The organism is Streptomyces sp. NPDC005774 (assembly GCF_042871645.1).
Classification (GTDB): Bacteria; Actinomycetota; Actinomycetes; order Streptomycetales; family Streptomycetaceae; genus Streptomyces; species Streptomyces pratens.
Map to the genome: position 1 here is coordinate 1 of NZ_JBIAIV010000082.1, position 23,453 is coordinate 23,453.

The following is a 23,453-nucleotide window of genomic DNA, read 5'->3' on the forward strand; positions in this document are numbered from 1 at the left end:
CGGCCCTGCGAGCCGATCGCCTCGACGATCATGAGGTAGCGGTTCTGGCCCTGCAGCTTGTAGACCTGCGGGGCTTCGAACAGGTTGTTCGTCGTATCGTTCATGGTCGGCACTCACCGAGTGGCGTGATCCAGGCACGCCTGGCCCGGCTCGGTCCGATCGACCGGTCGGTGCTGACTGCCGCTGACGATGATCTCTCGCGGCGGAACTGCAACGCTGTGCTGCTTGTGCATTGATGAGGCCGAGCGGTTGCACGTTACGGGCGTAGTCCCTCGACCGGCACCGCATGAGAAGGATCAGCAATGGATCGGTGTGAGTCCTCGAACACCTGACGACACCTGACCGCGCCGCGCATGCGAAACGATATAGCCTCCGGAAAAGGCCGTTGACCTGCAAAAGCAGGCAGGGAGCCGACAAAACAGGAGCTTCTTCATGTTGCGTACAGTATTCAAGTCCAAGATCTAGCGTTTGGGTGTTTCCGCAGTTCAGGGCCTTGATCGCCGGGTTCGGGTCAGCAAAAGGTCAGCATCGGGCCGGACGGTGTCCGGCTTGCTGACCTGCACCATGGCAGGGCCTGCCGCGGCGCCCGGCGCCCTGCTCGGAAGGCTTGATGCGTGGCTCGACAGCTCGCCCGTGGGATGGGGGCGTTCTCCAAGGAGTGCGGTTGTTCCAGGCCGACCCGCTGCCCGCACCCGTACACGATTCGGTTCCTGGACGCTCTCGGGAAGCAACGTGAAGAGGCCGGCTTCGGTACTCAGGACGACGCGATCGAGCACCTCACGCAGATATACGCTGAGAAGAAACGGACGGCGCCGTCCGTTTCTGGGGCCCGCCGTGAACTGGGTCAGCAGACGGTCGCGGAATACGCGAAGCAGTGGCGGCCCCGGCAGCGCAGAATGACGGAGTACTCCACGGGCGAGCACGTCAACAGCTCCATCGACGTCCACATCGTTCCGCGCCTGGGATCGCGGAAGCTGATTTCCGTCATGCCGATCGTGGTCGAGCGTTTCCTGGATGAGCTGGAGGCCGGCGGGGCCGGTCGAGGAAATCAGGTCAACATCTTCCACACCCTCAAGGCGATCCTGCGCGACGCCTATGACAAGGGGGCATGGCGGACGGCCCGGTGAAGGGCGGGAAGGAACCGGAACACGTCCGCGAGAAGGTGGTCGTTCCGACCCTCGCATGCGTGAAGCAGGTTCTGACCGTCGCGGGTGACGACCTCGCGCTGGAGATCGTCAGGATGGCGGGATGCGGCCTGCGGAACGGCGGGGCCCGGGCCGTGAACGTCGACAACGCTTGTGATCAATACACATAGTGCCCGGCCTTCCTCGGATCGGGGACGGACGGACAAAGGGGCGCGAGGCCCCGACCGGTCAGGGTCGGGGCCTGGCGCCGGCCAACCATGACGGCGCCCTCCGTGAGGAATACGCGCCGCTACTCCGAAGACACCCGCGTGCGCTCAGTGTTCTGAACCGGCAACCGGCCCGGGCCACACGGTCGCTTGCTACACTCCCACCGCTCGACAACCGCGCAGGTCAAGATGCGAAGTACTGCTGGAGTATTAGGACTGCCCGAACTTCAGGCACCACCGGCGGATCGTCTCGCAGGACACGATGACGCCGCGCTCGAGCATCAGCTCCTCGACCTCGCGGAACGACAGCGGGAAGCGGAAGTACCGCCACACGCAGTGGAGATGATCTCCACCGGGTACCGGTGCCCCCTGTACGGCGGCGGCACGGACGACACGAACGAACCTTTCCCGGTATCTTCAACCAGAAGATCGTCCCACCCGGCCAGCCAACATGACAGTGCCGCCCGAACGGCCGAGGGCCGTTGCCGCACCAAGCGGCGTGCGGTTGCGGCCTGCCGTTCTGCGGCGAGCGTTTGCCGGACCTGCCGGCCGGCGCCAGGCTGGGAGCATGGTGCGCGCGTCGGCTTCGAACATGCTGACCGGGTGGGCTGTCGAGAGCCCTGGTCCGATCGCGGACGGCCCACTGGTGTCCGTGCGGCGTACCGTGCTCTCGCCGGGGCCTGGTGAGCTGTTGCTGAGGGTCGAGGCGTGCGGCGTCTGCCGCACGGATCTGCACCTTGCCGAAGGCGACCTGCGCCCGCACCGGGCATCGACCGTTCCCGGTCATGAGATCGTCGGCCGCGTGGCCGCCGTCGGCGAGTCCGTCACGGGGTTCCGGGTCGGCGACCGAGCCGGTGGGGCGTGGCTGCGCAGCACCTGCGGCCGATGCCGCTACTGCCGGGCCGGTCGCGAGAACCTCTGCCCGGTTTCCCTCTACACCGGCTGGGACGCGGACGGCGGTTTCGCCGATGTCACCCTCGTTCCGGCGGACTACGCCTACGCGCTCCCGGACGACCAGGACGCCGTGCTGCTGGCACCGCTGCTGTGCGCCGGGATCATCGGCTACCGGGCTCTGCGCCGCAGCGCCCTGCCACCCAACGGCCGGCTCGGGATCTACGGCTTCGGGGCCTCGGCCCATCTGGCGGCGCAGGTCGCCCTGGCCGAAGGAGCAACCGTACACGTGCTGACCCGTTCGGCGCGGGCCCGTGAACTCGCCCTCGACCTGGGCGCCTCCTCCGTGGGCGGCGCCTACGACCGCCCGCCCGAACCACTGGATTCGGCGATCCTGTTCGCACCGGTAGGGGATCTGGTGCCCGTGGCACTGGAGGCACTGGACCGTTCGGGAACGCTCGCCGTGGCGGGCATCCATCTCACCGACATCCCCGTGCTCAATTACCGCCGTCACCTCTTCGAAGAGCGGAATCTGCGCAGCGTCACCTCCAACACCCGGCAGGACGGCCGCGACTTCCTGGACACGGCCGCGCGGATCGGTGTGCGGGTCACCGTCAGCCCGTATCCGTTGAGCCGTGCCGACCAGGCTCTGAGGGACCTGGCCGCCGACCGGGTCAGCGGCGCCGCCGTGCTCGTGCCCGGATGACCCGCCGCGACGCACTCCTTGGACGTGCCCCGAGAGGTCGCGGTAGCACTCGCGGCGGCCCGAGGGCGGCGGTTCCGGCGGTCTTGCCCGGTGTTCGGATCCGGTGCGAGACTTCGGGACCGCCTTCGCTGCTAAAGGAGTTGGGGTTGTCACCTACGGGAAGATCGTTACGGCCCCTGACCATCCTCTTCGCACCGGAGAGCGCGTACGGGCCGACGAACAACTGCGTAGGGATCGGGGGTGTCCTGCGCCGACGGGGGCACCGTGTGGTGTTCGCCGCGGAGGCGTCCTGGAAGGGCCGCCTCGCGCCGCTCGGTTTCGAGGAGGAGCTGGTCGATCTGGCCCCGCCGCCCGAACAGCCCCAGGACGCGGGTCAGTTCTGGAAAGACTTCATACGCGACACCGCGCCCGAGTTCCGGAAGCCGACCATCGAGCAGCTGGGCACCTGGATCAAGCCGGTGTGGGAGGAGCTGGTCTCCGGCGCCCGGTACTGCGAGCCGCGGATGAGGGAGATCATCGACCGGGTCCGGCCGGATGTGATCGTCGAGGACAACGTCGTGTGCTTCCCGGCATTGACCACGGCGGGCGTACCTTTCGTACGGATCGTTTCCTGCAACCCGCTGGAGATGAAGGGCGAGCACGTTCCACCGCCGTTCTCCGGGTATCCGGCCGGGGACCGGAGCGAGTGGGACGAGTTCCGCGCCGAGTACGACCACACGCACCGGAGCCTGTGGAGCGATTTCAGCGCCTGGGTGACCGAGCAGGGCGCGCGTCCGCTGCCCGACCTGGAGTTCATCCACGAGGGCGATCTGAACCTGTACGTCTGTCCCGAGTCGGCCGACTACACGGACGCCCGTCCGCTGGGCCCCACCTGGCACCGGCTGGACTCCTCGGTCCGCGAGACGCAGGAGAGGTTCACGCTGCCGCCCGGCCTGGCCGACGGCGGCGCGCTGATCTATTTCAGCCTCGGCTCGCTCGGCTCGGCCGACGTGGACCTCATGCGCAGGGTCATCGCCTCGCTCGCCCGCACCCCGCACCGCTACATCGTCTCCAAAGGCCCGCTGCACGAGGAGATCGAGCTGCCGCCGAACATGTGGGGCGAGGAGTTCCTGCCGCAGACCCGGATCCTTCCGCTGGTCGACCTCGTCATCACGCACGGCGGCAACAACACGACCACCGAGGCCATCCACTTCGGTAAGCCCATGATCCTGCTGCCGCTGTTCTGGGACCAGCACGACAACGCCCAGCGCATGGCCGAACTGGGTTACGGCGTCCGGCTCGACCCGTACCGATTCACCGACGCCCAACTCCACGGCGCGATCGGCCGTCTGCTCGGCGATACGGCTCTGCGGCGCACCCTCACCGCGGCCGGTGAGGCGATCCGGGCGCGCGACGGACTGCATACGGCCGCGGATCTGATCGAGCGGGCCGCCACCGGCTGATCCCACCGACCCTCGGACGAATCGGCCCCCCTGCCCCCGACCACCTGCGCACCGCGTACCGCCGGGCTTCATCGCCCAGGTCGACCCTCACCAAGCCCGACAGCAACCCCCTGATGCCAGGGAACGGCCCGACGCCACCGTGCACGACCTCAACGCCCGCCGAGTGCTGCGGACCCAGATCCTCGGCGGCGTGATCAGCGTGTACGGCTGCACCGCTTGACCGGCGACGATGACTTTTCGAGCGGCACACGCTCGGTGTCCCTTCTCGTCGTAGCGGGGCACAGGCTCGACGTAGTACGCGCCGAGGGATCTCGTGTGTGTCTCGTTTCCCCTACCGTGGATTCATGGCGGCGCCGCTGGACGTGTTGGTGGTGGGGGCGGGGTCGACCGGTCTGGCCCTCGCCGCGCAGCTGCGCTCGTACGGGGCCCGGTTCAGGATCGTCGATCGTTGTCTCGACCGGGTGCGGGAGTCGCGGGCGCTTGCCGTCCAGCCCCGCACCCTGGAGGCGCTGGCGGGCTTCGGGGTGACGGACGAGTTGGTGGCCCGGGGCAACCCGGCGATGCGGCTGCGGCTCCACCTGGCCCGCCGCGTGGTGGCGCTGCGCCTGTTCGACATCGGGCTGACCGACACGGCGTATCCGTTCCTGTTGTTCCTCTCGCAGGCCGAGACGGAGCACGTTCTCTGCGAGTACCTGGCCGCGCGGGACGTGACGGTCGAGCGCGGCACCGAACTGGTCCGGCTGCAGGCGGCGGACTCGTTCGTCGACTGCCGGCTGCGCCGCGGTGACGGCTCGCAGGAGGCTGTGGAGGCGCGCTACGTCGTGGGCTGCGACGGCGCCCACAGCACCGTGCGCGGCCAGAGCGGCATCGGATTCGAGGGATACGCCTACCCGCAGACCTTCCTGCTCGCCGACCTGGAGGTCGACGGGCTGGAGCCGGACTCCGTGCACTCGTACATGAGCGGGGCGGGGATGGTGTTCTTCTTCCCGCTCGGCTCGCCGGCCGGCCGGCGCATGCTCGCGATGCGCCCGCCCGACGCCCCGGAGGCCGGGGTGGACCTGCCGCTGTTGCAGGAGATCACCGACCGCTGCACCGGCGAGCGGCTGACGCTGCGGGACCCGGTCTGGATGACCGACTTCCGCCTCCACAACCGTGGCGCCGCCCGCTACCGCTCCGGTCCCTGCTTCCTGGCGGGCGATGCGGCCCATATCCACAGCCCGGCCGGCGGGCAGGGCATGAACACCGGCATCCAGGACGCGCTCAACCTCGGCTGGAAACTCGCCCTCGTCCGCCGGGGCGTGGCACCCGAGGAACTGCCGGCGACGTATGAGGCCGAGCGGGCACCCGTCGGCCACAGCGTGCGGCGCTTCACCGACCGCGCCTTCACCATCGCCACCAGCAGCAACCCCTTCCTCCGCATCGGCCGTACCCACATCGCCCCGCGTCTGGCGCCGCTGGCGCTACGCGCGGCCAAGATCCGCGGGCGGCTCTTTCGGACCGTCTCCGAACTGGGCATCCACTACCGGCGCAGCCCCGCCTCCACGGCCGGCTCACGACCGCCCAGGAGCGGGCCGAGAGCCGGCGACCGGCTGCCCGACCTGCCCCGCGGGCTGCAGGCACGCACGGCGGCACCGGGCTGGCACCTGCTGCTGTCCGGGCCACCACCCCGCTGGCCGGACGAACGGCTCTCCTCGGCCCTGGAGGGACGGATCGCCCTGGTCTCCGTCCACCGGCTCGGCGGACAGAGCCCGTGGCCGGGCACCGCGCAGGGACTCGTCCGCCCCGACGGCTACCTGGGCTATGTCGCACGGGGCGCCGACCCGGACGGCCCGCGGACCTACCTGGACCACTGGCTGCCGACCGGCCACCGTTGAATCCACCCGCCGCACTGCGGCCGGCGGCCTCCCCGACCGCAGACCCTGCACCGGAGTGCCGGGTGCACGTCCGGTTGCGGCCGGCTACGAGCGACTACGCGGGTGCCTCCACCACTGCCTCACCCAACGAACCCACTACGACGAAGCCACCGCATTCCCCATGGCCCAAGCCCCTCAACTCTCTGTTGCCGCTTGACAGATCAATAGGCGGCTGCCCGGCGCAGGATCTCGAGCTCCAGCAGCCACTCCTTCTCCGCCTTGAGCAGGCGGGCGTTCTCGGCTCGCAGCCGAGCCAGTTCCTCAGCCGGACTCTGGCAGGCCCCGCCCACCCGGTGCTCGGACGTGTGCTGGGCGGTGTCCTTGCGGACCCACGTGCGCAGTGTCTCCCCGGTGATCCCTGCTCCGCGGCCACCGCCGCGTACGTGCGCTTGCCACCGGCGGCTCGGAACAATGCGACGGCGTCCTTCCGAAACTCCTCCGGGTACGGAGACTGGCGTCCCACCTGGACATCCCCTCCTGGACCTTCAAGATCCATTGTCAGGGTGTCCACTCCAAAGGATCAGCCTCAGTACTTCCCGAAGGGCACGGACCTGTCGCGATGGCAGGCCGATGAGCTCGAGGCCGTCGCTCTCGCACTCAACAACAGGCCCCGCAAAACGCTCGGTCAGAAGACGCCCGCCGAAGCCCTCAACGAGCATCTACTGTCGGTCCAACAAGCCGGTGTTGCGACGACAGGTTGAGCCTGGGCAATACGCGTCCCGGAAGTTCACCCACGCCCTGAACCGTCACGGCCTGGTCGGATCGTTGGGAAGGGTCGGCGCCGCCGGTGACAATGCGGCCATGGAGTCGTTCTTCGCACTCCTGCAGAACAACATCCTGGACCGCCGCACCTGGACCACCCGAGAAGCGCTCCGCACCGCGATCGTCATCTGGATCGAACGGACCTGCCACCGGCGCCGCCGGCAACTACGGCTGGGCTGATTGACCCCCATCGAGTTCGAGACCGCTATGAAGCCCGCCGCAGCCCTCGCGGCATGAAACCCCGACTGTCACCTATCCGTGCAGCAGTCCCACGTCACGGGGCCACAGGCCTGTCGGCGGGCAGCTCACCTGCGTGCTCACCCATGCCCACCTGGGGATCCCTTGATCACCATCCGGGGGCCCCACCGGCGGGTAACAGCCGCTTGCACGGATTCGCCGGGCCGGCGGTCACTCTGCGTGGATCTTCGGCCGGACCTCCACGATGATGTCCGCGTCCGCCATGTCACCCTCCTCGTCGCGCCAGAGGAGGACCCGCACGTGCCGCGCCTGGGGAAGGCCGCGCATCTTCCACTCGCTCATCAGGTCGGTGACGACGAGGGCGACGGCGTATTGAGGGCCCTCGCTCGAATCATCGGCGGTGATCGAGCCCCGCCACCGTTCGGGGTCGTTGCCGTACGGGCGCCATCCCTCCGAGCCGTGCGGCTCGAACACCCGGTACACCCAGTCCGTCTCGGTGCCCATAGCACCGATCCTGTCACTGTAAGGAGTCCCATGCGCCGCATCGGATCGACTTCAGCGCGACCAGGCCGCCGGCAGTACCACGCTCGCGAAGGCCTGTAGGGTGCCAATACTCACGCATAGCCCCTGAGCAGGCACTTTGCTACCTCAGGTGATCATGGCAAGCTCGGACTGCATGGCGTTGCGCATGCTCTACCTGATCTTCCTCCGACTCCTCGCACCGCTCGTGCGGCTCTCCCGCTCGGCGGAGGCCAAGGACATCGAACTACTCGCGCTGCGCCACGAGAATGCGGTGCTGCGCCGCCGGCTCGGCGTCCGGCCACGCCTTACCCGGCCAGACCGCGCGGTACTCGCCGCCCTCGCCCGGCACCTGCCGAGCAGGCTGCGCCGAAACCGCCTGGTCACCCCCAAAACCCTGCTGTCCTGGTACCGCCAGCTGACCCGCTGCAAGTGGGAGCAGAAACCCGCGCGCACCGGGCGGCCGCCGATCTCCGCGGAACTCACCGCCCTGATCCTGCGCCTGGCCCGCGAGAACCCGACTTGGGGCCATACCCGCATCCAGGGCGAACTGCGCCGCCTCGGCCACCGCGTCGGCGCAGCCACCGGCCGCCGTATCCTGCGCAGCGCCGGCCTGGGCCCCGCACCCCGGCGCAGCCCCAGCGGAGGTCCGACCTGGCGCGAGTTCCTGCGCACCCAGGCCTCCGGCCTGGCCGCGGACTTCTTCCACGTCGACACCGTTCGTCTGCCGATCTGCAACGAGCAGCACCTGCGACACGTCCTCGCCGAGTACGCCGAGCACTACAACTCCAGCCGGCCGCACCGAGCCCTGGACCTGCGCGCCCCAGCCGACGACGCGGACGTCATCCCCTTCCCCGCGCAGCGGATCCAGCGCCACGACGTCCTCAGCGGGCTCATCCACGAGTACCGCAACGCCGCCTGACGAAGATCACGAGAGCTGGCGAAGCAGCAGGTAAGCATGCATACAGAACTTTTGGAACCCTACGCGCTTCCCACCCTCACCGGCGTCCCCCGGATCAGGCTGCCCTCAGCTTCAACCGGACTGCTGCGACAGCCCGGTGGCGGGGTCCTTTCACCCCCACCCGGTCTTCAAGCGCCTCGTGGCGCACGGTGCCGTCGAGGATTACGTACGCTTTCGTACGAGCCGTCACCATCGCCTCGTCGAGCGTTGGGGCGTGTGCGGCCAGCACCTCGATCGCTTCGCGGATGTAGCGGCAGACGGTGGCGATCCCGATGCCGAACCCGGCCGCGAGTTGAGCGTTGGGGGCGCCCCCGGCCGGAGACTGGGGGAGTGTCACCGCCTCGCAGGTGGGCCAGGGCGAGCAGAGCCTGACGTCCCGCAGTCATTCGCCGCCATCGGGTCCCGATCTACCGGCGTCGAGTCGCCAGTTCACGGCTCAGGTAGCGCACGTGCGCGGTGGACAGATCGATCGCCGACGAGTGGACAAGCACGCGAAGCTCCTGGCAAGGCACGGTGGATCTTGGTCGTGACACCTCTCACCAGGAGCTTCATCGCGTTGCAGAGCCGCCCAAGTGACGGACGCCGCCGTCAGGTTGGAATCAGTTCACTGTGCAGGCTGCGGCTGTTCCGGGCGGGCATTGCCAGGGGTCGACCACGCCTGAGATCGGCGTGGTCTGGTGTTGTGGGGCACGCGGTCAGCGCGAAGCTGCCGGCATCCAGGGGGTTTGCCGTGCTGTCCGCCGCCCGGAACGCCCAGGGACCGACATGACAGGCAGGGGCCTCACCACCGCGGCGGCAACCGCCGCGAGCGCCGGCGCCGATGCTCGCGAAGCACAAGCGGTCAGCGGCGGTAGCAGTACGAATCCGAGGAGGTGTCGCCGGCTTGCAGGCGTGTCTGGTGCACACGCAAGCCCAAAAGGTCAAGCACCACCACCTCGCGGGCCGAGGGCAGAGAGTGGTACGGCCGCGCCCGCCGGTTCCCGCGACCTTCATCGCCCTTGTGCGACCGGTCGCGTTCAGCGGTTGACTGCCCCGAAAAGGACGACGAGCGCGGTGAGGACGGCCGCGAGAGGCATCGCCATCTCAGCCGGGACCCCGAGGACTTGCCGGTCCGCGGGCCGCTGCTGATGGGCGAGTCTGAGCGCCACCCACGCCGCCTGCGCGAGTACGCCGCCAACGAAGGCGAGCAGCAGCGGCATGAGGCCGTCCGGAATCGGCAAAGCGCTCGTCACAAAGGCTCCCGCGACCGGACTCAAGCAGGCCAGCCCGATCCATGGAGCTACGCGCCGCCTCGGTTGCGCCCCCAGCAGAGCGGCCAGCGCCAGGCCCTCGCCGGCCGCGTGCACCAGGAGCGCCGCCACCACGGCGACTGAGGCGGTCAGAGCCAGGGTCGCCCCCTCCAGGAAGCGGTGCAGAGCGAGCCCCGATGCCGCGCCGATGCCGCCCGCACGACCTGGCTCGCACGGGCAGCCCATACGGGCCACGGCGCCCATCACCTCGTACGAGGCGAGCGCGGTGAGCGGCACCGTCCACTGCGGCACGCCGGCCTCATGGGCCTCGTCCCACGCGTCGGGCAGAAGATCGAGGACCGCAATGATCAGCAAAATCCCTGACGCGGCGGCCAGCAGAAGCGCCGGCCGGCCGAATCCACGCCGCGCCAGCCAGGCGCCCACTACAGTGGCCACAGCCACCAGGACCACGGCCATCAGCGTTGCGGTGGAGGGCAGCTGCCACCCGGTTCCGTCGTCGGTGTGCGCGCCTGCTGCGTAGAGCACGGAGAGCATGCCCCCTTCCTACGAGGATGGCGGGCTTATGTGCGCAGTGCTCGGGTGTACCGGCTCCGTCAGCGGCGGTAGCAGTACGAATCAGAGGAGGCGTCGCCGCCCTGCAGGCGTATCTGGTGCACGCGCAGGCCGAGGAAGTCCGGGCCGTGCGGGAAGAAGCGGCTGTCGACGGAGAGCCCGCCGTGCGCGGTGGCGGCGTCGAGTTTGACCAGCCACGGGTCGATGCCCGCGGGATAGAGCTGCGCGTCCCAGGCGGCGTACAGGGAGTTCGTCAGGTACACGCGCCGCCCGTCGCGGCTGAGCTCGACCATCTGCGCTCCGCCGGTCAACGGAGTGTCCGGTTCGGCGGGGTGCGGCTGTCGGCCGACGACGCCGCCAAGACGCACGGACGCGGTCTGCCTGGGATGGAACGGGTCGCTCACGTCGTACTGGAGCAGGTCGCCGGTTCCCCAGGCGGATACGTACAGCCACTGGTCGTCCACGGACAGGTCGATGTCGGTGATGAACGGGGGCACGGCGCCGAACGGCTGCAGCGCCGGGGGCAGGTCCTCCGTCTGCGCGGGCTCGGCCGGGACGGTGATCACCTTGCGGACGGCGAAGTCCTCGCCCTCCCGGTTCCACAGCCACACCGACGCCGACAGGTCCTCCACGTTGACCACGGTGTTGGTGAACCCCCACGTGGCCTCGGGGTCGTGCGCGGGGCGCAGTTCCAGCACCATCTGGTTCTCGTCCCCCAGATCGACGCGCTGCAGGTGCCGGCCGGAGTCCAGTTCCCAGAAGTGCAGTGAGTGGCCGTAGCGGCGATCCAGCAGCAGTTCGGGGACGAGGCCGTCCTCGATCATCGAGGGGGTCCCCCACTCGCTGGTCACGGCGATGTTCTGGCGCAGGTGCCACCAGAGGTCGTAGGCGAGCCGCTGCGGTCCGCGGTCGCTCTCCCAGGCGCGCAGCACTTCGAAGCTTTCGTGGTCCAGCAGTGCGACGCCGCCGGGCCCGTCCGCCCCGTCCGCGCCGCCCAGGCAGGACAGGAACATTCCGTCGGGGCCGCAGTGGAGTGTGTGCGGGCGTGAGTATCCGGCCTTGGCGGCCAGCTCCTCGGGCTCGACCACCTTGACCAGGCGCGGACGGGCGGGATCGGGGCCGGTGTCGAAGACGTGCAGCCGGGAGGAGCGCAGTCCCGGGACGATGAGGTAGCGCCGCGCAGCGTGATGATGACCGGCATGCGCCAGCGCGCTCGAGCAGGCGTTCCAGCCGAAGTGGTGCAGTTCGTTTCCCGGGTCGGGCAGCTCGGCATGGGAGGTCACGCGGCCGTATACGGGGGATTCGGGGTCGGTGCCGACGGTGAACAACGCGTCCGCGCGCTGTGCGGCCGGGTCGAAACCGACGACATAGGCGAGCTTCTCCGGGGGTGCGGCGACGGCGTCCGCCGGAGTGCGGTACAAGGTGGGGTCACTGTGCTCGCCGCGGTCGTGAGCGTGCTCGGTCGTCGTCATGGCTGCTCCTTACTCCCGAACGGGAGCCTGGAGCCGGGGGCTCCCGGGAGGCAGCCGGCTCCACCCGTTCGAGGTCGATATGGAGGTACCGGACATATGGGCCCTGAAGTCAGCGTTTCACAGCCCCGAAGCACTGCCAACGCGGCAGCGCGGCGGCGCGGGCCGCCTCAGTGTGCGGCCCGTCTCCGGCACTGCGGGTGTCGATTAATCATCCGGCCTGTTCAGGCGGCATGCTGGCACTCATGCAGGGTGCCGCCGAGCCGGTCTCGTCGGTGGATCTTCAGGTGCGCGATCTGTCCTGGTGCGGTGATCGGTTCGGGCAGCGGGCGGAGTGGGGCGGCCTGACCCAGGGCCCGGTGCGGCCGATGCCCGTTGCAGAACGATGCGAACTCGCGGAGCGCGTGCAGGAAGTGGCTTTGGTTCCAGATCAAGGTGCGGTCCAGCAGCTCGCGCCGGCAGGTCTGGATCCACCGTTCCATGGGGGAGTTCATCCGGGGCATACGGATGCCGCTGGTGACGACCTCCAGCCCGGCGTCGGCGAACACGGCGTCGAAGGCCTGCCTGCGCTTTGCGTCCCGGTCGCGGATCAGGAAGCCGGCCCTGCCGCCCGCGTCCTGCAGGCCCCTGGGGAGGTGACGCCCCAGCTGCGCGATCCACCGCGCGCCGGGGTGCGCGGTGACGCCCGGGATCCGGACGCGCCGGCTGGCGTGCTCGAGGACGGCGAAGACGGACGGGCGCGCGTCGGTCAGGGGGCGGGTCTCGAAGAGGGCGCGGGCGGGCAGCGCGGCGGCCCGGCTGCGCGGGAAGTCGGGCCGGCTCGTGCTCTGCCGTGCGGGCGGGATGCCGTGCTCGCGGAGGATCTCCCCGACGGTGGAGGCGGCGACCTCGCGGGCCTGGGCTCTGGCCGCCCGCAGCGCGGCGAGCATCGTGGAGTCGATGTCGGCCGGCAGCCGCCATGCGGTCGTTGTGGAGGCGACCGGGCCGAACACCGTCGGCTGGTCACGCAGGATGCCGAGGTCACGGATTGCTTCGCCGCCGTCGGCGAGCATCACGGCCATGTCCACGGCGATCCGCCCGGGGGCGTGTCCGGTACCCCGTGGCCGCAGCCTGCGCAGCACGTCGTTGAAGGCGGCGGTCAGTCCGGTGGCATCGGCCAGATCGGCCGGCAGGCGGGATCCGGCGTGGCTGACCACTCCATGGCCGTCGGTCGAGACGACGAGCCGGGGACGCGAGGCGGTGGTGTGCACGCAGAAAGCGCCTTCCTGATGGAACGACAGAAGCCTTAGACAAGCCCTATCGTCCCAGGTCAGAAGGCGCTTTCGTGTTCTCGCCCAAGATCCGGACACCGCTCAAGCGAAACGGCGAGGCCAGGGCGTGTGCCGAGTGGGGATCACGGGTTTGGCTGTCTTTGCTGGCCCGGCCTGCTCGGGACGGTAGACAGGCGGGATGACCCGGGGTGATCTCACGGACGACGAGTGGGCTGTGTTCGAACCACTGCTGCCGCTGGGCGAACGCGGACCCATCCCCGACCTGCGCAGACTCGTCAACGGCGTGATGTGGCGGTTCCGTACGGGCGGTCCGTGGCGGGACATGCCCGAGCGGTACGGACCCTGGTCCACCGTCTACGGGCGATTCCACCTCTGGGCCAAGGCCGGGGTCTTCCAGACGCTGATGGAAGCGGTGATCGCCGAGGCCGCCGCACGCGGTCAGGCGGACCTCGACCTGGTGAGCTTGGACTCCACCGTGGCCCGTGCCCACCACCACGCTGCCGGGATGGCCGCCGATGCAGAGCTGCTCGAAGCCCTGGAGAAGGCCGTTGCGGAGGAAAAGAGGCTTCACCAAAGGGGCGAAACGCCCCGGCGGTCGAGCCGGACGAGCAGGCAGACGCCGCCCGCGAGGAGCAGCGACGCCTGCGCCGACGCCGCAAGGCCCGGCTCCGCGCCGCCGAACCGGGACGCTCACGCGGCGGGTTGACCAGCAAGGTGCACCTGTCGGCGGACCGCCGCTGCCGCCCGCTCTCCTTTGTCCTCACCCCTGGCCAGGCCGCCGACAGCCCCCGCTTCACCGCCGTCCTGGAACGCATCAAGGTGCGGGGCCCGGTCGGCCGGCCTCGCACCCGCCCTGCCGCCGTGGCCGCGGACAAGGCGTATTCCTCCCGCGTCAACCGCGACTACCTGCGCAGACGCAGGATCCGGGCAGTGATCCCGGAGAAGACCGACCAGGCGGCCAACCGGAAGAAGAAGGGCCGCCGGGGCGGGCGGCCCTTCGCCCATGACACCGAGCTCTACCGCGACCGCAACACGGTGGAACGCTGCATCAACAAGATCAAGGAGTGGCGCGGGCTCGCCACCCACTACGACAAAACCCCGGTCAGCTACCTTGCCGGACTCCACCTGCGCGGCGCGGTCATCTGGCTCCGCAGTCTCACATGAAGATCTCGACTCGGCACACGCCCTAGCTAGGTACTGCCGGGAAGCGACTCGTCCTGTGCCCCTCATGTATCTGATGTGCCGTCAGGTAAGTCGGCATCTGATCAGCGTCAGTCCCCGCGCATTCCGAGACGGTTGTCCGAACAGGCGCCTGGTCGGCGGCGTCAACACAGCCTGGTTCGTGCGGAAACGCAGGCAGGGAGCCTTCTCCCCAGAGGAAACCGATGTTCCTCGAAATCTTCGAGTCCGACGCGTGCCGTTGTACAGTGAAGACCGCCCTTGACCTGCACAAAGCAGGCAGGGAGCCGTCTTCCGGGAGTCCCAAATGCTGCGTACTCTGTTCAAGTCCAAGATCCACCGTGCCACCGTCACCCAGGCCGACCTGCACTACGTGGGATCCGTGACGATCGACGCCGATCTGCTGGACGCCGCCGATCTGTTGCCCGGTGAGCTCGTGCACATCGTCGACATCACCAACGGGGCCCGGCTGGAGACCTATGTCATCGAGGGGGAGCGCGGCTCGGGTGTCGTCGGGATCAACGGGGCCGCCGCGCATCTCGTCCACCCCGGTGACCTGGTGATCATCATCAGTTACGCTCAGGTGACCGACGCCGAGGCGCGGGCGCTGGAACCCCGGGTGGTGCATGTGGACGGTGACAACCGCATCGTCGCCCTGGGCGCCGACGCGTCCGCGCCGGTGCCGGGATCGGACCAGCGGCGCAGCCCGCAGGCCGTCAAGGCATGACCGGCGGGGACGGTACGACCGGCGCGGACGCAATGGCAGACGGGCGCACGGCGACGGGCAGAGGCAGGAGCGTGATGTGTTCATGAGCGACATCGAGATCCGCGACGACCGGGCGGCGGGCCGTCTGGAAGCGGTGACGGGCGAGGGGGAAGTCGTCGGCCGGATCGAGTACTTCGTCCTCGAATCGCCCGAGCGCGCGATCGTTCCGGTCCACACCATCGTGGAACCCGCTCATGAGGGCAAGGGCATCGCGGGCTCCCTGGCCCGGGAGCTGTACGCCATCGCCGCCCGCGAGGGCGTCGTGGTCGCCCCGCTCTGTCCGTACGTCGTCAAGTGGGCCGAACGCCATCCCGACCAGGCCCCGGCCGCCTCCCCGGAGCTGGTCCGGGCGGCGAAGGCGTGGCTGGCGGCGCACCCCGGGCGCTTCTGACGTCCCGGACGCCTCGTGCTCGCCCTGCTGCACACCTCGCCCGTCCACGTCCCCGCCTTCGACGCCCTGCGCGACGACGCCCATCCGGAGCTGGAGCTGCGGCATCTCGTCGACGAGGAACTGCTGGACCGGGCTCGCGCGGCGGGCCCCGAGGCCGTGGCCCACGACGTACGGATGAGGCTGCGGGAGGCCGTCGCCGATGGTGCCGGGGCGGTGCTGTGCACGTGCTCGACCATCGGCTCGGTCGCGGAGGCGGCGGCCGACGGGATCGGTGTGCCGGTGCTGCGGGTCGACCGGCCGATGGCGGGCGCCGCCGTGGCCGCCGGGCCGCGCGTGGTCGTCCTCGCCGCTCTGGCGAGCACCCTCGGCCCGACGGCGGCTCTGGTCGAGGAGGAGGCGCGCCGCGCCGGCCGCCCCGTCGAGGTGCGCACTCTGCTGGTCGAGGGAGCCTGGTCCCGTTTCGAGGCGGGCGACCCGACGGGATACGTACGTCGGGTCGCCGACGCGGCCGACGCCGTCACCGGCGCCGACGTGATCGTGCTCGCCCAGGCGTCGATGGCCCCGGCGGAGCACCTCACGACCACCGCCGTCCCGGTGCTGTCCAGCCCGCGGGCGGGGCTCGCGGCGGGCGCGGCGGCGGTACGGGACGGCCGGCAGCGCCACCTGGGCCTTCGGCAGGCGGGATCGGCAGGCGTGGTCGTCGCGCAGGGGAGTGACCGGGGACGACTGGGGACGTGATCACCGGGTAGACGGGGAACAGTCCAGAGCCGACGTCGACCGACTGTCCGGAGGACATCGCCATGACGCAACCCCACCCGGACCCCGTCCCACCCGGACCCGCACCGGACCCGGTTCCCCCGGTACCCGGCCCGGACCCCGTGCATCCGGGACCCGCCCCGGGCCCGGAACCTCAGCCTCCGCCGCCCCATCCCGACCCGGTCCCGCCCCCGGGTCCGGCACCGACACCCCCGCCCTCGCCGCCGACACCGGGCCCGCCCGCTCCAGGGCCGCCCGTTCCCGGTCCGCCGCCCACGCCGGGCCCGCCCGGACCGTCCCCCTCGCCGATTCCTCCGGGCCCCGAACCGGTCCCGAACCCGGAACCCGGCCCGCCGCTCACCTGACCCGGCGACCGAGCCGGACGACCCGGGAAACAGCGCACTGGGCGGTGGACGACCGTGAGGCCGTCCACCGCCCAGTGGTGTGCCGCGGATGCCCGCCGGTCAGGACCGGCGGGCACCCCTCACGCCTCCTCCGATCACGCCGAGACCTCGCTGCGGTCGTCCCCCCACAGCGTGTGGAACGATCCGTCGCGGTCCGTGCGCCGGTAGGTGTGCGCGCCGAAGTAGTCCCGCTGCCCCTGGGTGAGGGCGGCCGGCAGGCGCTCCGCGCGCAGGGCGTCGTAGTAGGCGAGGGCCGCGGCGAAACCGGGGGTCGGCACGCCCTGGCGGGTCGCGGCGACCAGCACCTCGCGCCAGTCGTCCTGCGCGTCGGCGATCTCCCGCGCGAACGTCTCGTCCGACAGCAGGCTCGGCAGGTCGGCACGGGCGTCGTACGCGGCGCGGATACGGTCCAGGAAGGCCGCGCGGATGATGCATCCGCCGCGCCAGATCGCGGAGACCGCGCCGAGGTCGATGTCCCAGCCGTACTCGTCACTGCCCGCGGCGATCTCGTGGAAGCCCTGCGTGTACGACACGATCTTCGACGCGTACAGCGCCTGCTCCACCCGGTCCGCGAACGCCGCCGCCTCCGCCTCGCCGAGCGGCGCGGCCGTCGGACCCGCCAGCCCGCGCGAGGCCTCGCGCAGCGCCGCGTGCCCCGACAGCGAACGCGCGAACACCGCCTCCGCGATCCCCGACACCGGCACACCCAGGTCGAGCGCGATCTGCACGGTCCAGCGCCCCGTGCCCTTCTGCTCCGCCTGGTCGACCACCACGTCGACGAACGGCTTGCCCGTGGCCGCGTCCACGTGCGAGAGCACCTCGGCCGTGATCTCGATCAGGTACGAGTCCAGGCGGCCGGTGTTCCAGGTGCGGAAGATGTCCGCGATCTGCGCGGGCTCGTACCCGGCGACGTCGCGCAGCAACTGGTACGCCTCGCCGATCAGCTGCATGTCGGCGTACTCGATGCCGTTGTGCACCATCTTCACGAAGTGCCCGGCGCCGTCGGGGCCGACATGGGTCACGCAGGGCGCGCCGTCGGCCGCCTTCGCCGAGATCTTCTCCAGCATCGGGCCCAGCGACTCGTACGACTCCTTCGAGCCACCCGGCATGATGCTCGGCCCGTTGAGCGCGCCCTCCTCACCACCGGAGACGCCGGTGCCGACGAAGTGGATGCCCTGCTCCCGCAGCGCACGCTCGCGGCGCCGGGTGTCGGCGAAGTGGGCGTTGCCACCGTCGATGATCATGTCACCGGGTTCCAGCAGCGGCGCGAACTCCTCGATCACCGCGTCCGTCGGCTCACCGGCCTTCACCATGATGACCAGCCGCCGCGGACGCTCCAGCGCCGCCACGAACTCCTTCGCGGTCTCGGCCGCCACGAAGCCGCCCTCGTGCCCGAACTCCTCCACCAGCGCATGGGTGCGTGCCGCCGTCCGGTTGTGCACCGCGACCGTGTAGCCGTTGCGGGCGAAGTTGCGCGCGAGGTTGCGGCCCATGACCGCGAGACCCGTGACGCCGATCTGAGCTGAACTGCTCATTGGGTTGACTCCTAGTGACCTTGATATCGGTACTGTCGGGATCGTCGGTGCTGCCGGTCGCTGCCCGCCAGTCCCGCCGGCGATCATTCCGACCATCCTGACGTGCCGCAACCGCGTCCGCACGCGCGGGTCGTTACGACATCCCGCAGCCACATACGGGCGGGGACCCCCTCCGTACTCATCCGGGCCGCTCGGCATACGTGTATGCGCCCCGCGTACGCGGGGCGCCCAGGCGAGAGTATGCCGCGCGACGGCGACAAGCGGGGCGCAACGGTCGAAAAGTACCGGCCACTTGGCGCATCCGCGCGGCTGATAGCCGTCTTGTCACGGCCGGTTCGCAACGCTTACTTTGGCCACTTCCGACGCATTGTCGAGGGAGACTTCATGACCGTGCGCGGCCGGCATCGCCGGTATCAGCCGAACAGGATCAACCGCGCCTCACTCACCGTCACCGCGGGTGGTGCCGGAATGGCGCTTCCCCTCCTGGGCGCCGGCGTCGCCGAGGCGGCGGACGTGGACACCTGGGACAAGGTCGCCGCGTGCGAGTCCAGCGACAACTGGGACATCAACACGGGCAACGGCTACTACGGCGGGCTTCAGTTCACCCAGTCCACCTGGGAGGCCTTCGGCGGCACCCGGTACGCGCCGCGCGCGGACCTGGCCACCAAGGACCAGCAGATCGCCATCGCCGAGAAGGTCCTGGACGGCCAGGGCCCCGGCGCCTGGCCGGCGTGCTCGCAACGGGCCGGGCTGACCCGGGGCGGCGACACCCCCGACATCCGCCCGGCCGCCGGCCGCTCCGGCAGCACCGAGGCCACGAGCGACGTCCGGACCGGCGCGAAGAAGGACGCCAAGCCGGCCGCGAAGGCTGGTGGCGGGAGCGGCACCGGCGCCACCACCGTCGAGGACGTCGAACCGCAGAAGACGCCCCAGTCCCGCGCGGGCCGCGCCGAGATGTACACCGTGCTCCACGGCGACACCCTCTCCGGCATCGCGGAGGAGGAGCGGGTACGGGGAGGCTGGCGCGGGCTGTACGACGCGAACAACGCGACCGTCGGCGCCGACCCCGACCTGATCCTGCCCGGCCAGCGGCTCACCCTCCCCGGGGGGAAGGCCGCCCCGGCCCGCCCCGCCCCGAAGCCCGCGGACACGGCCTCCAAGAACAAGAAGCCCAAGAACAAGACACCGGAGAAGAAGGCGCCCGAGAAGAAGGCGCCGGAAAAGAAAGCACCGGAAAAGAAAGCTCCCTCGCAGCGCACCGGGGAGCGGGCGGACCGCACCACCCAGAAGAGCGGCACGCACGTGGCCCCGGTCGCCGCACCCCTGGGCACGCCGTACCACAAGGCCGGGTCCTCCTGGTCGAAGGGCTACCACACCGGTGTCGACTTTCCCGTGCCCACCGGCACGTCCGTGAAGGCGGTCGCGCCGGGCAGCGTCGTCAGCGCCGGCTGGGAAGGCTCGTTCGGCTACCAGGTGGTGGTCCGGCACGCCGACGGCCGCTACAGCCAGTACGCCCACCTGTCGGCGATCTCGGTGCGGAGCGGCCAGTCGGTCACCGTGGGCCAGCGCATCGGCCGGTCCGGCTCGACGGGCAACAGCTCGGGCCCGCATCTGCACTTCGAGGTGCGGACGGGACCCGGTTTCGGATTGGACGTCGACCCGGTCGCCTACCTGAGGGCGGGCGGCGTCAGGATGTGACGCGTAGGCAGTGCCGGTCCTGCGCGGGCATCGGGACGTACGAGCCGCCGGAGAAGGGTCCGTACACGAACACCGGAAGAGACGGCTCCGCGGCGTCGCTCTCGGCCCCGGCCTCCAGGGCCGATGGCGAGGCCGCGGTGGCCGCGGTGGCCTGGGCGGGCACCCGCACACGTACGTCCCGTGCGCGCTCGGAGTGCAGCAGTCGCTCGACCGAATCGGACAGCGAACCGGCGCCGGCCCTCACGGACCCCGCAGACTCCAGGGTGCCCACAGCCCTCACCGCGGCCACCGCCTCTACGGACCGCCCGGCAGGCACCGCTCCGGCCATCGCGACCTCCACCTCCGGAGTAACCGGAGCAACCGGAGCCTCCAGGAAAACCGGGCCGACCGGCGTCACCGGGAAGCCCGGGGCGCCCGCACCGACGTTCTCCACCCGCTGCGGCTGCTCGCGCGCCAGCCGCTCCGTCGTCAGCAGGATCAGACCGCCGGCCGCCACCACGCCACAGCTCAGGGCGAGCGCCGTGCCGGTCGCGCCGTAGCGGAAGGTCTCGCCGAACATCGTGATGCCGACCGCTGCCGCGACCACCGGGTTCACCACCGTCAGCGTGGCCAGCGGAGCCGCGAGTCCGGCGCCCCGGTAGGAGGCCTGAGAGAGCAGCAGGCCGGCCGTGGCCAGTACGCCGATCACCGAGAGGGACGGCACGTCCCCCGCCGAGACACCGTCGGTCCAGTCCACCGCCACGGTCTTCGTGAAGACGGACGACATGCCGAAGGCGATACCGGAGGCGACGGCGAGCAGGATGCTGCGCACCGCCGGGTGCCGCTGCACGGTCCGGGCCGCGGCCATCAGGGCGACGACCGCGACGGCCGTGGCCAGCGCCGCCGCCACCCGCTGGGCGGTGCCGAGGGACTGCGCGTCGGACGCGCCGACCAGGGACAGCAGACCGGCGAGTCCGGCGGTCGCCATGAGGGCGCCCCGCCACGCCGTCGCACCCGCCCTGCGGCCGACGAACAGCGCCGCCATCGGCAGCGCGAACACGATGGTCAGCGCGCCCAGCGGCTGGACCAGACTCAGCGGGCCGCAGGCGAGCGCCACCACGTGCAGCAGACCACCGAGGCCGTTCAGCGCGACCGCCGCCCACCAGCCCGGCCGGCGCAGCGGCGCGTACTGCTCACCGGGGGAGGACACCGCGACCTGCTCCTGCACGATCGCTCCGCCCGCATAGGCCACGGCGGATACGAACGACAGCAGCACGGACAACGCGAGGGCGCTCATCGGCAGCTCCTCTGCGGGAGGCCGGGGCGCCGGCCCCGGTGCGGCGAACGGTCGGCTTTCATGAACAACACGATGCCGTGTTCCGGTGTTCCCGTCGTCGTCCCTGAGCACTCAATGGGTCCTACTGCCGATGGAGTACGAGGACACCCCCGTCATCCCCTGGGTGGGCACCTCGAGGCCGAGGGACCCTGACGGCTTCCCTAGGGGACTCGGTCTCCCTCGTACTTCCCGTGCCCTTCGTACTTCCCCGTGCCCTTCGTACTTCCCCGTGCCCTTCGTACTTCCCCGTGCTCCCGGGCACCCCTGTGGTGGCCATCGGGGTCTCCCCTGCTCGAACGAAGTTGAGAGCTCGGGGAAGGGTCGGCGGTGTGCACGAGGTCGTGGAGGACGGCGTGACCGGGGTACTAGTGGAGCTGGACGACGATTTCGAGACAGGGCTCGCGCGGGCCCTGGACTCGGTCCTCGGCGACCCGGACGCCGCCCGGCGGATGGGTGAGGCCGGGCGGGAGCGAGTGGTCGGCGAGTTCGGCCGGGACGCGGTGGCCCGCCGCACGGCCGCTCTACGAGGAGATCCGCAAACAGGCTTAGCCGTCCCCGCTCAGGGGCAGGGATGGGAAAATTCGGCGTGAGGGGAGCGGCCATGCGTCGTGGTGGTCCTTCGGTCCTGGGGATCGTGCTGGCGGGCGGCGAGGGCAAGCGCCTCATGCCGCTCACGGCGGACCGTGCCAAACCGGCGGTCACCTTCGGCGGCACGTACCGCCTGGTCGACTTCGTCCTGTCCAACCTCGTCAACGGCGACATCAAGCGCATCTGCGTGCTGACGCAGTACAAGTCGCACTCGCTGGACCGGCACATCACCACCACCTGGCGCATGTCCAGCCTGCTCGGCAACTACGTCACCCCCGTCCCCGCCCAGCAGCGCCTCGGCCCGCACTGGTACCTGGGCAGCGCCGACGCCATCCTGCAGTCGCTGAACCTGATCTACGACGAACAGCCGGATCACGTGGTGGTGTTCGGCGCCGATCACGTGTACCGCATGGATCCGCGCCAGATGCTTGCCCAGCACATCGAGAGCGGCGCCGGCGTTACGGTCGCCGGGATCCGGGTGCCGCGCTCGGAGTCCGCCGCCTTCGGCGTGATCACCCCGGGCTCGGACGGCCGGACGGTGCAGGGCTTCCTGGAGAAGCCCACCGACCCACCGGGCCTCCCCGGCGACCCCGAATGCGTGTTCGCCTCCATGGGCAACTACATCTTCACCACCAAGGCCCTGATCGAGGCCCTTCAGCGGGACGCCGAGGACGAGGACTCGGTGCACGACATGGGCGGTTCGATCCTGCCGCAGCTCACCGACCGGGGTGAGGCCCACTTGTACGACTTCAGCTCCAACCACGTGCCCGGCGAGACCAGCCGCGACCAGGGCTACTGGCGGGACGTCGGCACCCTGGACGCCTACTACGAGGCGCACATGGACCTGATCGCCGAGCGCCCCGCCTTCAACCTCTACAACCGCCAGTGGCCGGTCTACACCCACTCCAGCCAGCTCTCACCGGCCCGGTTCAACGCCGGCGGCATGGCGAGCGAGTCCATCATCAGTGCCGGCTGCCTGATCCGCGGCCAGGTCACCCGGTCCGTGCTGTCACCGGGGGTGGTGATCGACCCGGGGGCCGTGGTCCAGGGCTCGGTGCTGCACGACAACGTCCACATCGGGCGGGGCGCGGTGGTGCGTGGTGCCGTCCTGGACAAGAACGTGGAGGTACCGCCCGACGCGACCATCGGCGTCAACCCGGAGCGGGATGCGGAGCTGTACACGGTGTCCGAGGGCGGAGTGATCGCCCTCGGCAAGGGGCAACCGGTGCCGTAGAGCTCAGCGGCGGGTGCGGGCCCCGGTCGGTCATGTGACCACCGGGGTCTTTGTCATGTCCCTGGACGAATGGAGGAATCCGTGCTGTTATGCCAATTACTGTGCTTGACAACGTTGTACAGCCGAATGCAGTACACAGAAAAGCACACACACTGAGCAGAGAGCCGTCACCTTCCTCACAGACGGAGGATCCGTGCGCATCAGACGCCTCAGCCTCGATCCACCGCGTAGCGGTCGGGCTGTGGACGGAGAAATCAGAAGAGGTGCCCGCTGACCTGGGATGATGGGAGTTCTGACGCTTC

The 23,453-nt window shown here is 70.2% G+C and carries 17 protein-coding genes and 8 pseudogenes; 15 read left to right on the forward strand and 10 right to left on the reverse strand.

Annotation, left to right across the window (positions count from 1 at the left end; genetic code table 11):
* Positions 1 to 104 (reverse strand): annotated as a pseudogene (locus ACFYQA_RS37240) (non-reducing end alpha-L-arabinofuranosidase family hydrolase); the annotation flags it as partial.
* Positions 105 to 614: 510 nt separating this feature from the next.
* On the opposite strand from ACFYQA_RS37240, the gene ACFYQA_RS37245 reads away from it, so the two are divergent.
* The gene (locus ACFYQA_RS37245) at positions 615 to 1,127 is read left to right on the forward strand and encodes a hypothetical protein (protein WP_388927832.1); all 513 of its coding nucleotides are present in this window, start codon (positions 615 to 617) and stop codon (positions 1,125 to 1,127) included.
* A gap of 59 nt (positions 1,128 to 1,186) precedes the next feature.
* Positions 1,187 to 1,315 carry a hypothetical protein gene (locus ACFYQA_RS37250; protein WP_388927834.1) on the forward strand — a complete coding sequence of 43 codons (129 nt, stop codon included), beginning with the start codon at positions 1,187 to 1,189 and terminating at the stop codon, positions 1,313 to 1,315.
* A gap of 255 nt (positions 1,316 to 1,570) precedes the next feature.
* Here the strand turns inward: ACFYQA_RS37250 and ACFYQA_RS37255 are convergent.
* Positions 1,571 to 1,737: pseudogene (locus ACFYQA_RS37255) on the reverse strand (IS6 family transposase); the annotation flags it as partial.
* Positions 1,738 to 1,919: 182 nt separating this feature from the next.
* On the opposite strand from ACFYQA_RS37255, the gene ACFYQA_RS37260 reads away from it, so the two are divergent.
* The 3 genes from ACFYQA_RS37260 to ACFYQA_RS37270 all read left to right on the forward strand — a co-directional run bounded on the left by ACFYQA_RS37260 (position 1,920) and on the right by ACFYQA_RS37270 (position 6,264).
* Positions 1,920 to 2,948, forward strand: a complete 1,029-nt coding sequence (locus tag ACFYQA_RS37260) for a zinc-binding alcohol dehydrogenase family protein (RefSeq protein ID WP_388927836.1) — start codon at positions 1,920 to 1,922, stop codon at positions 2,946 to 2,948.
* A gap of 266 nt (positions 2,949 to 3,214) precedes the next feature.
* Entirely contained in the window at positions 3,215 to 4,390 is a 1,176-nt protein-coding gene (locus ACFYQA_RS37265) for a nucleotide disphospho-sugar-binding domain-containing protein (RefSeq protein WP_388927838.1), read from the forward strand.
* Positions 4,391 to 4,734: 344 nt separating this feature from the next.
* Positions 4,735 to 6,264, forward strand: a complete 1,530-nt coding sequence (locus ACFYQA_RS37270; RefSeq protein WP_388927840.1) for an FAD-dependent monooxygenase — start codon at positions 4,735 to 4,737, stop codon at positions 6,262 to 6,264.
* Positions 6,265 to 6,468: 204 nt separating this feature from the next.
* Here ACFYQA_RS37270 and ACFYQA_RS37275 read toward each other — a convergent pair.
* Positions 6,469 to 6,766: pseudogene (locus tag ACFYQA_RS37275) on the reverse strand (transposase); the annotation flags it as partial.
* A gap of 64 nt (positions 6,767 to 6,830) precedes the next feature.
* Here ACFYQA_RS37275 and ACFYQA_RS37280 point away from each other — a divergent pair.
* Together ACFYQA_RS37280 and ACFYQA_RS37285 are read left to right on the forward strand one after the other, a co-directional pair.
* A pseudogene (locus ACFYQA_RS37280) lies at positions 6,831 to 7,004 on the forward strand (IS30 family transposase); the annotation flags it as partial.
* 7 nt (positions 7,005 to 7,011) lie between these two features.
* Positions 7,012 to 7,245: pseudogene (locus ACFYQA_RS37285) on the forward strand (IS3 family transposase); the annotation flags it as partial.
* Positions 7,246 to 7,473: 228 nt separating this feature from the next.
* Here ACFYQA_RS37285 and ACFYQA_RS37290 read toward each other — a convergent pair.
* A complete protein-coding gene (locus ACFYQA_RS37290) occupies positions 7,474 to 7,767 on the reverse strand; it encodes a hypothetical protein (RefSeq protein WP_388927842.1) in 294 nt (97 codons plus the stop codon).
* A 154-nt stretch (positions 7,768 to 7,921) separates the two neighbouring features.
* On the opposite strand from ACFYQA_RS37290, the gene ACFYQA_RS37295 reads away from it, so the two are divergent.
* Positions 7,922 to 8,704 (forward strand): hypothetical protein, encoded by a 783-nt coding sequence (locus ACFYQA_RS37295; RefSeq protein ID WP_388927844.1) that lies wholly within the window; start codon positions 7,922 to 7,924, stop codon positions 8,702 to 8,704.
* A 184-nt stretch (positions 8,705 to 8,888) separates the two neighbouring features.
* On the opposite strand, the pseudogene ACFYQA_RS37300 reads toward ACFYQA_RS37295, so the two are convergent.
* The 4 genes and pseudogenes from ACFYQA_RS37300 to ACFYQA_RS37315 all read right to left on the reverse strand — a co-directional run.
* A pseudogene (locus tag ACFYQA_RS37300) lies at positions 8,889 to 9,234 on the reverse strand (transposase family protein); the annotation flags it as partial.
* 525 nt (positions 9,235 to 9,759) lie between these two features.
* Positions 9,760 to 10,527: a hypothetical protein gene (locus tag ACFYQA_RS37305; RefSeq protein WP_388927847.1), complete on the reverse strand. Its 768-nt coding sequence runs from the start codon at positions 10,525 to 10,527 to the stop codon at positions 9,760 to 9,762.
* Between the two features lie 59 nt (positions 10,528 to 10,586).
* On the reverse strand, positions 10,587 to 12,017 hold the full coding sequence (locus ACFYQA_RS37310; RefSeq protein ID WP_388927849.1) for a selenium-binding protein SBP56-related protein: 1,431 nt from the start codon (positions 12,015 to 12,017) through the stop codon (positions 10,587 to 10,589).
* A 221-nt stretch (positions 12,018 to 12,238) separates the two neighbouring features.
* Entirely contained in the window at positions 12,239 to 13,264 is a 1,026-nt protein-coding gene (locus ACFYQA_RS37315) for an integrase core domain-containing protein (RefSeq protein ID WP_388927851.1), read from the reverse strand.
* 199 nt (positions 13,265 to 13,463) lie between these two features.
* On the opposite strand from ACFYQA_RS37315, the pseudogene ACFYQA_RS37320 reads away from it, so the two are divergent.
* The 4 genes and pseudogenes from ACFYQA_RS37320 to ACFYQA_RS37335 all read left to right on the forward strand — a co-directional run bounded on the left by ACFYQA_RS37320 (position 13,464) and on the right by ACFYQA_RS37335 (position 16,359).
* A pseudogene (locus ACFYQA_RS37320) lies at positions 13,464 to 14,449 on the forward strand (IS5 family transposase).
* A 322-nt stretch (positions 14,450 to 14,771) separates the two neighbouring features.
* Entirely contained in the window at positions 14,772 to 15,191 is a 420-nt protein-coding gene (gene panD, locus ACFYQA_RS37325; protein ID WP_388927853.1) for an aspartate 1-decarboxylase, read from the forward strand.
* Between the two features lie 82 nt (positions 15,192 to 15,273).
* The gene (locus tag ACFYQA_RS37330) at positions 15,274 to 15,621 is read left to right on the forward strand and encodes a GNAT family N-acetyltransferase (protein WP_388927856.1); all 348 of its coding nucleotides are present in this window, start codon (positions 15,274 to 15,276) and stop codon (positions 15,619 to 15,621) included.
* A gap of 15 nt (positions 15,622 to 15,636) precedes the next feature.
* Complete coding sequence (locus ACFYQA_RS37335; protein ID WP_388927858.1) at positions 15,637 to 16,359, forward strand: aspartate/glutamate racemase family protein; 723 nt, start codon at positions 15,637 to 15,639, stop codon at positions 16,357 to 16,359.
* A gap of 517 nt (positions 16,360 to 16,876) precedes the next feature.
* Here the strand turns inward: ACFYQA_RS37335 and gndA are convergent.
* Entirely contained in the window at positions 16,877 to 18,316 is a 1,440-nt protein-coding gene (gndA, locus tag ACFYQA_RS37340; protein WP_388927860.1) for an NADP-dependent phosphogluconate dehydrogenase, read from the reverse strand.
* A gap of 384 nt (positions 18,317 to 18,700) precedes the next feature.
* On the opposite strand from gndA, the gene ACFYQA_RS37345 reads away from it, so the two are divergent.
* Complete coding sequence (locus ACFYQA_RS37345; protein ID WP_388927863.1) at positions 18,701 to 20,014, forward strand: transglycosylase family protein; 1,314 nt, start codon at positions 18,701 to 18,703, stop codon at positions 20,012 to 20,014.
* On the opposite strand, the gene ACFYQA_RS37350 is transcribed toward ACFYQA_RS37345, so the two are convergent.
* Positions 20,004 to 21,290, reverse strand: coding sequence for a DMT family transporter (locus ACFYQA_RS37350; RefSeq protein WP_388927865.1), 1,287 nt, complete (start codon positions 21,288 to 21,290; stop codon positions 20,004 to 20,006). The two genes, ACFYQA_RS37345 and ACFYQA_RS37350, sit on opposite strands and share 11 nt — an antisense overlap.
* Before the next feature lie 269 nt (positions 21,291 to 21,559).
* Here ACFYQA_RS37350 and ACFYQA_RS37355 point away from each other — a divergent pair.
* Together ACFYQA_RS37355 and glgC are read left to right on the forward strand one after the other, a co-directional pair.
* Positions 21,560 to 21,878 (forward strand): annotated as a pseudogene (locus ACFYQA_RS37355) (glycosyltransferase); the annotation flags it as partial.
* Between the two features lie 52 nt (positions 21,879 to 21,930).
* Positions 21,931 to 23,151, forward strand: a complete 1,221-nt coding sequence (glgC, locus tag ACFYQA_RS37360; RefSeq protein ID WP_388927868.1) for a glucose-1-phosphate adenylyltransferase — start codon at positions 21,931 to 21,933, stop codon at positions 23,149 to 23,151.
* The last annotated feature ends 302 nt before the right edge of the window (positions 23,152 to 23,453 follow it).

What these genes read in the sequence shown, in the direction of transcription:
- ACFYQA_RS37260 (WP_388927836.1), top strand. Translation starts at nt 1,920, where the DNA reads ATGGTGCGCGCGTCGGCTTCGAACATGCTGACCGGGTGGGCTGTCGAG.
- ACFYQA_RS37270 (WP_388927840.1), top strand. Translation starts at nt 4,735, where the DNA reads ATGGCGGCGCCGCTGGACGTGTTGGTGGTGGGGGCGGGGTCGACCGGT.
- ACFYQA_RS37290 (WP_388927842.1), bottom strand. Translation starts at nt 7,767, where the DNA reads ATGGGCACCGAGACGGACTGGGTGTACCGGGTGTTCGAGCCGCACGGC.
- ACFYQA_RS37295 (WP_388927844.1), top strand. Translation starts at nt 7,922, where the DNA reads ATGGCAAGCTCGGACTGCATGGCGTTGCGCATGCTCTACCTGATCTTC.
- ACFYQA_RS37305 (WP_388927847.1), bottom strand. Translation starts at nt 10,527, where the DNA reads ATGCTCTCCGTGCTCTACGCAGCAGGCGCGCACACCGACGACGGAACC.
- ACFYQA_RS37310 (WP_388927849.1), bottom strand. Translation starts at nt 12,017, where the DNA reads ATGACGACGACCGAGCACGCTCACGACCGCGGCGAGCACAGTGACCCC.
- panD (WP_388927853.1), top strand. Translation starts at nt 14,772, where the DNA reads ATGCTGCGTACTCTGTTCAAGTCCAAGATCCACCGTGCCACCGTCACC.
- ACFYQA_RS37330 (WP_388927856.1), top strand. Translation starts at nt 15,274, where the DNA reads ATGAGCGACATCGAGATCCGCGACGACCGGGCGGCGGGCCGTCTGGAA.
- gndA (WP_388927860.1), bottom strand. Translation starts at nt 18,316, where the DNA reads ATGAGCAGTTCAGCTCAGATCGGCGTCACGGGTCTCGCGGTCATGGGC.
- ACFYQA_RS37345 (WP_388927863.1), top strand. Translation starts at nt 18,701, where the DNA reads ATGACCGTGCGCGGCCGGCATCGCCGGTATCAGCCGAACAGGATCAAC.
- ACFYQA_RS37350 (WP_388927865.1), bottom strand. Translation starts at nt 21,290, where the DNA reads ATGAGCGCCCTCGCGTTGTCCGTGCTGCTGTCGTTCGTATCCGCCGTG.
- glgC (WP_388927868.1), top strand. Translation starts at nt 21,931, where the DNA reads ATGCGTCGTGGTGGTCCTTCGGTCCTGGGGATCGTGCTGGCGGGCGGC.